The sequence below is a fragment of the Nonomuraea basaltis genome, from assembly GCF_005893125.1.
GTDB lineage: Bacteria > Actinomycetota > Actinomycetes > Streptosporangiales > Streptosporangiaceae > Nonomuraea > Nonomuraea basaltis.
Map to the genome: position 1 here is coordinate 19,422 of NZ_VCJS01000156.1, position 10,907 is coordinate 30,328.

Sequence of the window (10,907 nt, forward strand, 5' to 3'; positions counted from 1 at the left end):
TGCGTTCCCTCAGAGCTTGATCGAAATGTCGACACCCGCGGGGAGGTCGAGCCGCATGAGCGAGTCAACCGTCTTGGGGGTCGGGTCGATGATGTCAATCAGCCGCTTGTGCGTGCGCATCTCGAAGTGCTCGCGGCTGTCCTTGTACTTGTGCGGCGAGCGGATGACGCAGTACACGTTCTTCTCGGTCGGCAGCGGCACCGGGCCCGCGACCTTCGCGCCAGTCCGCGTCACCGTCTCGACGATCTTCTTGGCCGAGCTATCGATGACCTCGTGGTCATAGGCCTTAAGCCGGATGCGGATCTTCTGTCCCGCCATAATGGCCTCGGTGTCCTTCGCTGTCGTCTGAAAAAGTATCGTGCGGCCTGTTGCCGCTTTGTGCTGCAGGTCGAAGCCTGCGCGACCCCACGAGGCAGACGTAGTCGATCTGCCTTTTCTTCCGTGATCCGGCAGTTACTTCGGTCACATGCCGGCCGAAGCGACTGCTGGATCACGGCGCCATGCGTGGAGCCGTTGACGCGGTTCAGCGGTCGGACCCGAAGGTTCGGGGCCGACCGCCACCCCGACGGTCTAGCTACTTGATGATCTTCACGACCCGGCCGGCGCCGACGGTGCGGCCACCCTCACGGATCGCGAACTTGAGGCCGTCCTCCATGGCGATGGGCTGGATCAGCTCAACGCGCATTTCGGTGTTGTCGCCCGGCATGACCATCTCGGTGCCCTCAGGGAGGTGCACGACACCGGTCACGTCAGTCGTACGGAAGTAGAACTGCGGGCGGTAGTTGTTGAAGAACGGCGTGTGGCGGCCGCCCTCGTCCTTGGACAGGATGTAGACCTGGCCGGTGAACTCGGTGTGCGGCGTGGTCGTGCCCGGCTTGATGATGCACTGGCCGCGCTCGACCTGCTCGCGCTTGATGCCGCGGAGCAGCAGAGCGGCGTTGTCACCGGCCTGACCCTCGTCGAGCATCTTGTTGAACATCTCGATGCTGGTGACGGTGGTGGTCGTCTTCTCTTCCTTGATACCGATGATGTCAACCTGCTCGTTGACCTTCACGATACCGCGCTCGATACGGCCGGTGACGACCGTGCCACGACCGGTGATCGAGAAGACGTCCTCGACCGGCATGAGGAACGGCTTCTCCGTCTCACGCGGGGGCTCGGGAACGTTCTCGTCCACGGCGTTCATCAGCTCGACGATGCTGTCGGCCCACTTCTCGTCGCCCTCAAGAGCCTTGAGCGCGGAGACGCGGATGACGGGCAGGTCGTCGCCGGGGAACTCCTGAGCGGACAGGAGCTCACGGACCTCCAGCTCGACGAGCTCGAGGATCTCCTCGTCGTCGACCATGTCGGCCTTGTTGAGCGCCACGACGATGTAGGGAACGCCGACCTGGCGGGCCAGGAGGACGTGCTCCTTCGTCTGCGGCATCGGGCCGTCGGTGGCGGCGACCACGAGGATGGCGCCGTCCATCTGAGCGGCACCGGTGATCATGTTCTTCACGTAGTCGGCGTGACCAGGGCAGTCAACGTGAGCGTAGTGACGCTTCTCCGTCTGGTACTCGACGTGCGCGATCGAGATCGTGATTCCGCGAGCCTTCTCCTCCGGCGCCTTGTCGATCTTGTCGAACGGGGTCGCCTTGTTGAGCTCGGGGAAACGGTCGTGAAGCACCTTGGTGATCGCCGCGGTCAGCGTGGTCTTGCCGTGGTCGATGTGTCCAATGGTGCCGATGTTCATGTGCGGCTTAGTCCGCTCGAACTTGGCCTTGCCCACTGGTTCTCTCCTTGAGAATCTGACTGACTTTCGTCTACACACTCGGGCCCGGGAACTCCCGAACCCCTTGGCGGCGGGGCGGCTCGCACCGCCCCACCAGGGACCAGGACAGAAGTCCTGGATCGGTCTTGCGACCGGTCCAGGAACTATTCGCCCCGGGCCTTCGCGACGATCTCCTTGGCGATGCCCGGGGGCACCTCCGAGTAGGAGTCGAACTGCATGCTGTAGCTCGCCCGCCCCTGCGTCTTGCTACGCAGGTCGCCCACGTAGCCGAACATCTCATTGAGCGGCACGAGCGCCGTGATGACACGGGCGCCTGCGCGCTCGTCCATCGACTGGATCTGCCCCCGGCGGCCGTTGAGGTCGCCGATGACATCACCCATGTAGTCCTCGGGCGTGGTGACCTCAACGGCCATCGTCGGCTCGAGGAGCACGGCGTCCGCCTTGCGCGCGGCCTCCTTGAAGGCCATCGAGCCAGCGATCTTGAAGGCCATTTCCGAGGAGTCGACGTCGTGCGCGGCGCCGTCGGTCAGCGTAACCTTCACGCCCACCATCGGATAACCGGCCAGCACGCCGAACTCTGCTGCCTCCTGAGCGCCCGCGTCGACCGAGGGGATGTATTCCCTCGGGACCCGGCCGCCGGTGACCTTGTTCTCGAACTCGTAGCCGTCGTTGCCTTCGCCCAGCGGCTCGAGGTTGATGATCACCCGCGCGAACTGACCGGAACCACCGGTCTGCTTCTTGTGGGTGTAGTCGACCTTCTCCACCTTGCGGCGGATGGTCTCGCGGTAGGCGACCTGGGGCCGGCCGACGTTCGCCTCGACCTTGAACTCGCGACGCATGCGGTCGACGAGGATCTCAAGGTGAAGCTCGCCCATGCCCCAGATGACCGTCTGACCGGTCTCCTCGTCACGACGGACCTGGAAGGACGGGTCCTCCTCGGCCAGGCGCTGGATCGCGATCGACAGCTTCTCCTGGTCGCCCTTGGTCTTGGGCTCGATGGCGACGTTGATGACCGGAGCCGGGAACGTCATCGACTCGAGCACAACCTGGTGCTGCGGGTCGGACAAGGTGTCACCGGTGGTGGTGTCCTTGAGGCCCATGACCGCCACGATCTGACCAGCGATCGCCGTGGGGCGCTCTTCGCGCTTGTTGGCGTGCATCTGGTAGATCTTGCCGATCCGCTCCTTCTTCCCCTTCACAGAGTTGACGACCTGTGAACCGGTCTCGAGCGTGCCCGAGTAGATGCGGATGTAGGTGAGCTTGCCCAGGTGCGGGTCGCTGGCAATCTTGAAGGCCAGAGCAGAGAACGGCTCGGTCGGGTCCGCGTGACGCTCGATCACCTTGTCCTCGTTGCCGACCGCGTGGCCCTTGAAGGCCGCGATGTCCGTCGGCGCGGGGAGGTAGGCGACGATCGCGTCGAGCAGGGGCTGCACGCCCTTGTTCTTGAACGCGGTGCCGCAGAGCACCGGGTTGATGGTGCTGGCCAGCGTGGCGCGGCGGATGGCCGCGACCAGCTGCTCCTCGGTGGGCTCAGTGCCCTCGAGGTAGAGCTCCATCAGCTCGTCGTCGTTCTCGGCCACGGTCTCGATCAGGCGGTCACGCCACTCACGAGCGGCGTCGACGTGGTCGGCCGGGATGTCGACGGTGTCGTACATCTCGCCCTTGGCCGCCTCGGCGCTCCAGATGAGGCCCTGCATCTTGATGAGGTCGATGACGCCCTTGAAGTCGGACTCAACGCCCCACGGAAGCTGGATCACGGCCGGGGTCGCAGCCAGGCGGCTGACCATCATCTCGACGCAGCGGTGGAACTCCGCGCCGACCCGGTCCATCTTGTTGACGAAGCAGATCCGGGGGACCTCGTAGCGGTCAGCCTGGCGCCACACCGTCTCCGACTGCGGCTCGACACCGGCGACGCCGTCGAACACGGCGACGGCACCGTCGAGGACGCGGAGCGAACGCTCCACCTCGATGGTGAAGTCGACGTGACCCGGGGTGTCGATGATGTTGATGGTGTGACCGATCCACTCACAGGTCGTCGCGGCAGACGTGATCGTGATGCCGCGCTCCTGCTCCTGCTCCATCCAGTCCATCGTGGCAGCGCCCTCGTGGACTTCACCGATCTTGTAGTTGATGCCGGTGTAGAACAGGATGCGCTCGGTCGTGGTGGTCTTGCCCGCGTCGATATGGGCCATGATCCCGATGTTGCGGACCTTGGCCAGGTCAAGAGCGGTCGTAGCGGCCACTTTAACTCGCGTCCTCGTCGTCTCGTCGAACCCGCCGGGTTACCAGCGGTAGTGGGCGAAGGCCTTGTTGGACTCGGCCATCTTGTGTGTGTCCTCACGCTTCTTGACGCTCGCCCCGAGGCCGTTGCTGGCGTCGAGGAGCTCGTTCATGAGGCGCTCGGTCATGGTCTTCTCGCGGCGGGCGCGGGAGTACTGCACCAGCCAGCGCAGGGCCAGGGTGGTGCTGCGCGCCGCGCGCACCTCGACCGGGACCTGGTAGGTCGCGCCACCGACCCGACGGCTGCGGACCTCGAGAGTCGGCTTGACGTTGTCAAGCGCGCGCTTCAGGGTGACGACCGGGTCGTTGCCCGTCTTGTCCCTGCAGCCCTCGAGGGCGCCGTAAACGATCGACTGCGCGATGGAGCGCTTGCCGTCCAGGAGCACCTTGTTGATCAGAGCGGTGACCAGCGGCGAGCTGTAAACCGGGTCAGACATGAGCTGACGACGGCCAGGAGAACCCTTACGAGGCATAGTTAGCTCTTCTCCTTCTTCGCGCCGTAGCGGCTACGGGCCTGCTTGCGGTTACGAACACCCTGGGTGTCCAGCGAACCGCGGATGATCTTGTAGCGAACACCAGGCAGGTCCTTCACACGACCGCCACGCACGAGCACGATGGAGTGCTCCTGCAGGTTGTGGCCCACGCCGGGGATGTAAGCCGTGACCTCGATGCCGTTCGTGAGCCGAACGCGGGCCACCTTGCGCAGTGCCGAGTTGGGCTTCTTCGGAGTCGTGGTGTAGACGCGCTGGCACACGCCGCGGCGCTGCGGACTCCCCTTGAGGGCAGGAGTCTTGGTCTTGGAGACCTTGTCCTGCCGGCCCTTGCGGACCAACTGCTGAATAGTGGGCACTGCCACTCCGTTTCGTGCCTTGGCCGGTACTACGTCAATTGTGGTGCATTTCGCAGGTGCTGCCGGTGTCATGACCTGCTGGTTCTTCCCCGTCTCGGTGCCCCCGCGCTCGGGCGTGTCGCGCTGTTCACGCAGACGTCCCGCGAGGTTTACGAGCCAGGAAGCCGTCCCGCGCTCGTAATGAGCGCACGGTCGAGAGCCCGCATAGAGACGGGCACGATGCTCAAGACTACCCAGGCCCATGCGACACGTCAAAACGGCGCGACAAAGCGGACAAGCCTTGCCACTCCGGGACGCCCGGGGCCTATTTCATCCAGCCCATCTACAGCTCCGTAGCCCATGGTATCGGCCCACCCCGCCATTCCGCACGAGGATCCACATCACGACCCGGAAACCCGATCAACTCCACCAAGCCGATACGCCGTCCAACGCCCTCTACGCGCCTGTCCGGGCACGCCCTCTCAGCCGTGTCGCCGGGCCACGCAGAGCGCCCAAGCTTCCGCTCAGGACAGTTTCAGCGCGCCCTGCGGCCAGATCTATGACATCTGGCCGGAACCCACGTCACTCGGCCCACTGTGCGTCGTAACGGCGGCCCGCCACTGAAGGGCTCAGAAACCGTCTCCCTGGAGGGCCCTCAGCCCCGTGCGGCGGGTGGGCCGGCCATGGCACCGCGTAACGAAAGAGAGGGTTGAACGCCGCGCGCCCGGGCCTCTTGAGCAAGAGACCCGGGCGCGTCACCTAGCGATGACTAGGAAATTACCGGTTGTACTGGCCGAAGTCGTATTCCTCGAGAGGAACCGCCTCGCCGCTGCCGGTGCCGAAGGTGTAGTCGGCGGCAGAACCGTCGTATCCACCCACGGTGTACATGGCGGCCTTGGCCTCCTCGGTCGGCTCCACCCGGATGTTCCGGTATTGGGGCATGCCCGTGCCGGCCGGGATGAGCTTACCGATGATGACGTTCTCCTTCAGGCCCAGGAGCGAGTCGGACTTGGCGTGGATCGCCGCGTCCGTCAGGACCCTGGTCGTCTCCTGGAAGGAGGCCGCCGACAGCCACGACTCGGTCGCGAGCGACGCCTTCGTGATGCCCATGAGCACCGGACGACCGGCGGCCGGAGAGCCGCCCTCCGCCACGGTCTCGCGGTTCATCAGCTCGAAGCGCGGCCGCTCCACGAGCTCACCGGGCAGCAGGTCGGTGTCACCGGACTCCAGCACGTTGACGCGCTTGAGCATCTGCCGAACGATGATCTCGATGTGCTTGTCGTGGATCGACACACCCTGCGAGCGGTAGACCTGCTGGACCTCCGCCACCAGGTGCAGCTGCACGGCCCGCGGGCCGAGGATGCGCAGCACCTCGTTGGGGTTGACCGCACCGGCGACCAACTGCTGACCGACCGTGACCCGCTGACCGTCCTGCACGAGCAGGCGCGAGCGCATCGAGACCGGGTAGGCGATCTCCTCCGAGCCGTCGTCCGGAGTGATGACGATCTTCCTGGTCTTGTCGGTCTCGTCGATGCGAGCCCGGCCCTCGGCCTCGGAGATCGGGGCGACACCCTTGGGGATGCGCGCCTCGAACAGCTCCGTGACACGGGGCAGACCGTGGGTGATGTCGGCGCCGGCCACACCACCGGTGTGGAACGTCCGCATCGTCAGCTGCGTGCCGGGCTCACCGATCGACTGGGCGGCGATGATGCCGACCGCCTCGCCGACGTCCACGAGCTTGCCGGTGGCCAGCGAACGGCCGTAGCAGGTCGCGCAGACACCGATCTTGGCCTCGCAGACGAGCGCGCTGCGCGTGCGTACGGTCTCGACCCCGGCCTCGACCAGCTTCGTCACGTGGATGTCGTTGATGTCGACACCCGCAGGGACGATGACCTTGCCGTCCACCTCGACGTCCTCGGCGAGGATGCGACCGTGCACGTTGGACTCGGCGTTCTCCGCCTTGACCAGGTTGCCCGACGCGTCCCGATCGGCCACGTGCAGCGGGACCCCGCGGTCGGTGGCGCAGTCGATCTCACGCACGATGACGTCCTGCGCCACGTCCACCAGACGACGGGTCAGGTAACCCGAGTCGGCGGTACGCAGAGCGGTGTCGGCAAGACCCTTCCGCTGACCGTGGGTGGAGATGAAGTACTCCAGCACCGACAGGCCCTCGCGGAACGAGGCCTTGATCGGCCGCGGGATCGTCTCACCCTTGGTGTTGGACACCAGGCCGCGGATGCCGGCGATCTGCCGGACCTGCATCTTGTTACCACGGGCGCCGGAGTTGACCATCATCCAGACCGGGTTGGTCGCCGGGAAGGCGTTGACCATGTCGGTCTCGACGTCGGCCGTCGCGTGCGTCCAGATCTCGATGAGCTCCTGACGGCGCTCCTCGTCGGTGATCAGACCACGCTCGTACTCGCGCTGGACCTTGTCGGCCCGGCGCTCGTAGTTCTCCATGATCTCCATCTTGTTCGGCGGCGCGACGACGTCCTCGATCGAGATCGTGACACCGGAGCGCGTCGCCCAGCGGAAGCCCGCGTCCTTGAGCGCGTCGAGCGAGTTGGCGACCTCGATCTTGGGGTAGGTCTCCGCCAGCTCGTTCACGATCGTGGACAGCTGCTTCTTGCCGACCTGGAAGTCGACGAACGGGTAGCTGTCGGGCAGCGTCTGGTTGAACAGGCACCGGCCGAACGTCGTCTCCAGGCGGATCGGGTCGCCCTGCTCCCAGCCCTCGGGAGCAACCCAGTCGCGCGGCGGCAGGACGTCCTTCAGCCGGATCTGGATCTTCGCCTGGATCTCCAGCTCGCCACGGTCGAAGGCCATCTGCGACTCGGCGATCGAGCCGAACACGCGGCCCTCGCCGATCGCGCCGTCCTTGTGGGTGGTCAGCCAGTAGAGGCCGATGACCATGTCCTGGGTGGGCATCGTCACGGGCTTGCCGTCGGCCGGCTTGAGGATGTTGTTGGTCGAGAGCATCAGGATGCGTGCCTCGGCCTGGGCCTCAGCCGACAGCGGCAGGTGCACGGCCATCTGGTCGCCGTCGAAGTCCGCGTTGAACGCGGTGCAGACGAGCGGGTGGATCTGGATGGCCTTGCCCTCGACCAGCTGCGGCTCGAACGCCTGGATGCCCAGACGGTGGAGCGTCGGGGCGCGGTTGAGCAGCACCGGGTGCTCGGTGATGACCTCTTCGAGCACGTCCCACACCACGGGGCGGGCACGCTCGACCATCCGCTTGGCCGACTTGATGTTCTGGGCGTGGTTGAGGTCAACCAACCGCTTCATCACGAACGGCTTGAACAGCTCCAGCGCCATCTGCTTGGGCAGGCCGCACTGGTGCAGCTTGAGCTGCGGGCCGACGACGATGACCGAACGGCCGGAGTAGTCGACTCGCTTGCCCAGCAGGTTCTGCCGGAACCGGCCCTGCTTGCCCTTCAGCATGTCGCTGAGGGACTTCAGCGGACGGTTGCCGGGACCGGTGACCGGGCGACCGCGGCGGCCGTTGTCGAACAGCGCGTCCACGGCCTCCTGAAGCATCCGCTTCTCGTTGTTCACGATGATCTCGGGCGCGCCCAGGTCGAGCAGCCGCTTGAGGCGGTTGTTCCGGTTGATGACCCGGCGGTAGAGGTCGTTGAGGTCGGAGGTCGCGAACCGGCCACCGTCGAGCTGCACCATCGGGCGCAGGTCCGGCGGGATGACCGGGATGCAGTCGAGCACCATGCCACGCGGCGAGTTGGTCGTGTTGAGGAACGCCGACACGACCTTGAGCCGCTTGAGCGCGCGGGCCTTCTTCTGGCCCTTGCCGCTGCGGATGGTCTCGCGCAGGTTCTCCGACTCGACGGCGAGGTCGAAGCTGATCAGGCGGTCCTGGATCGCCTGCGCGCCCATGCCGCCCTTGAAGTAGCGGCCGAAGCGGTCACGCATCTCGCGGTAGAGCAGCTCGTCGCCCTCGAGGTCCTGGACCTTGAGGTTCTTGAAGCGGCTCCAGACCTCGTCGAGCCGGTCCAGCTCACGCTGGGCCCGGTCGCGCAGCTGACGCATCTCGCGCTCGGCGCCCTCGCGGACCTTGCGGCGCTGGTCGCCCTTGGCACCGGCGGCCTCGAGCTCGGCCAGGTCGGCCTCGAGCTTCTTCTGCCGGGCCTCGACGTCGGCGTCGCGGCGCTGCTCGATGTGCTGCCGCTCGACGGAGATCTTCGCCTCCAGCGAGGGCAGGTCACGCTCACGCATCTCGGTGTCGACATGCGTGATCATGTAAGCCGCGAAGTAGATGACCTTCTCCAGGTCCTTCGGGGCCAGGTCGAGCAGGTAGCCAAGGCGCGACGGGACGCCCTTGAAGTACCAGATGTGCGTGACCGGCGCGGCCAGCTCGATGTGGCCCATCCGCTCACGACGCACCTTGGCGCGAGTCACCTCGACGCCGCAGCGCTCACAGATGATGCCCTTGAACCGGACGCGCTTGTACTTGCCGCAGTAGCACTCCCAGTCGCGGGTCGGACCGAAGATCTTCTCGCAGAAGAGCCCGTCCTTTTCCGGCTTGAGAGTCCGGTAGTTGATGGTCTCCGGCTTCTTGACCTCGCCATGCGACCACTGACGGATGTCGTCGGCGGTCGCAAGACCGATCCTGAGCTCGTCGAAGAAGTTGACGTCTAGCATTTGTGCGATCTCCCCCTCAGACTTCTTCCACGCTGCTCGGCTCACGCCGGGACAGATCGATACCGAGCTCTTCCGCGGCGCGGAAGACGTCCTCGTCGGTGTCACGCATCTCGATGGACATGCCGTCGCTGGAGAGCACCTCGACGTTCAGGCACAGCGACTGCATTTCCTTGATGAGCACCTTGAAGGACTCGGGAATGCCCGGCTCGGGAATGTTCTCGCCCTTGACGATGGCCTCGTAGACCTTCACCCGGCCCAGAACATCGTCGGACTTGATGGTCAGCAGCTCCTGCAGGGCGTAGGCGGCACCGTACGCCTCCAGCGCCCACACCTCCATCTCACCGAAGCGCTGGCCACCGAACTGGGCCTTACCGCCGAGCGGCTGCTGGGTGATCATGGAGTACGGGCCGGTCGACCGAGCGTGAATCTTGTCATCGACCAGGTGGAGCAGCTTGAGGATGTAGATGTAGCCGACCGAGATCGGATACGGGAACGGCTCGCCGGAGCGACCGTCGAACAGCTGGGCCTTGCCGCTCTGCTGCACCATCCGGTCGCCGTCACGGTTGGCGACGGTGCTGCCGAGCAGGCCGACGATCTCCTCCTCGTGGGCGCCGTCGAAGACCGGGGTGGCCATGTTGGTGCGCGGGGCGACCTTCTCGAAGCCCTTCTCACGCAACCGCTCGGCCCACGCCTCCTGGATGCCCGAGATGTCCCACCCTCTGGCGGCGATCCACCCGAGGTGGGTCTCCAGCACCTGACCGACGTTCATCCGGCCGGGCACGCCCAGCGGGTTGAGGATGATGTCGACCGGGGTGCCGTCCTCCAGGAACGGCATGTCCTCGACCGGCAGGATCTTGGAGATGACGCCCTTGTTGCCGTGGCGGCCGGCCAGCTTGTCACCGTCGGTGATCTTACGCTTCTGGGCCACGTAGACGCGGACCAGCTCGTTCACGCCCGGAGGGAGCTCGTCGCCCTCCTCGCGAGAGAACACCCGCACCCCGATGACCTTGCCCTGCTCGCCGTGCGGCACCTTCAGCGAGGTGTCACGCACTTCACGCGCCTTCTCACCGAAGATCGCACGCAGCAGCCGCTCCTCCGGCGTCAGCTCGGTCTCACCCTTGGGAGTGACCTTGCCGACCAGGATGTCACCGGGCACGACCTCGGCGCCGATGCGGATGATGCCCCGCTCGTCGAGATCGGCCAGCACCTCCTCGGAGACGTTGGGGATGTCCCTGGTGATCTCCTCAGGACCCAGCTTGGTGTCACGGGCGTCGACCTCGTGCTCCTCGATGTGGATCGAGGAAAGCACGTCGTCCTGCACCAGCCGCTGCGACAGGATGATCGCGTCTTCGTAGTTGTGACCCTCCCACGGCA

The 10,907-nt window shown here is 65.6% G+C and carries 7 protein-coding genes; all 7 read right to left on the bottom strand.

Annotated features, from left to right (window positions below):
* Positions 1-9 precede the first annotated feature (9 nt).
* Positions 10-318 (bottom strand): 30S ribosomal protein S10, encoded by a 309-nt coding sequence (rpsJ, locus tag EJK15_RS47305; RefSeq protein ID WP_012887830.1) that lies wholly within the window; start codon positions 316-318, stop codon positions 10-12.
* Positions 319-574: 256 nt separating this feature from the next.
* Positions 575-1,768, bottom strand: coding sequence for an elongation factor Tu (tuf, locus tag EJK15_RS47310; protein ID WP_138717024.1), 1,194 nt, complete (start codon positions 1,766-1,768; stop codon positions 575-577).
* 146 nt (positions 1,769-1,914) lie between these two features.
* The gene (gene fusA / locus EJK15_RS47315; protein ID WP_240777668.1) at positions 1,915-3,963 is read right to left on the bottom strand and encodes an elongation factor G; all 2,049 of its coding nucleotides are present in this window, start codon (positions 3,961-3,963) and stop codon (positions 1,915-1,917) included.
* 90 nt (positions 3,964-4,053) lie between these two features.
* Positions 4,054-4,524 (bottom strand): 30S ribosomal protein S7, encoded by a 471-nt coding sequence (gene rpsG / locus EJK15_RS47320; protein WP_138670613.1) that lies wholly within the window; start codon positions 4,522-4,524, stop codon positions 4,054-4,056.
* Between the two features lie 2 nt (positions 4,525-4,526).
* Positions 4,527-4,901, bottom strand: coding sequence for a 30S ribosomal protein S12 (gene rpsL / locus EJK15_RS47325; RefSeq protein ID WP_020542315.1), 375 nt, complete (start codon positions 4,899-4,901; stop codon positions 4,527-4,529).
* A gap of 756 nt (positions 4,902-5,657) precedes the next feature.
* The gene (locus EJK15_RS47330; RefSeq protein ID WP_138717026.1) at positions 5,658-9,533 is read right to left on the bottom strand and encodes a DNA-directed RNA polymerase subunit beta'; all 3,876 of its coding nucleotides are present in this window, start codon (positions 9,531-9,533) and stop codon (positions 5,658-5,660) included.
* Between the two features lie 16 nt (positions 9,534-9,549).
* Positions 9,550-10,907: DNA-directed RNA polymerase subunit beta (locus tag EJK15_RS47335; RefSeq protein ID WP_476739203.1), on the bottom strand; the 1,358-nt coding region annotated here is incomplete at its 5' end.

What these genes read in the sequence shown, in the direction of transcription:
- rpsJ (WP_012887830.1), bottom strand. Translation starts at nt 318, where the DNA reads ATGGCGGGACAGAAGATCCGCATCCGGCTTAAGGCCTATGACCACGAG.
- EJK15_RS47330 (WP_138717026.1), bottom strand. Translation starts at nt 9,533, where the DNA reads ATGCTAGACGTCAACTTCTTCGACGAGCTCAGGATCGGTCTTGCGACC.
- rpsG (WP_138670613.1), bottom strand. Translation starts at nt 4,524, where the DNA reads ATGCCTCGTAAGGGTTCTCCTGGCCGTCGTCAGCTCATGTCTGACCCG.
- fusA (WP_240777668.1), bottom strand. Translation starts at nt 3,963, where the DNA reads ATGGCCCATATCGACGCGGGCAAGACCACCACGACCGAGCGCATCCTG.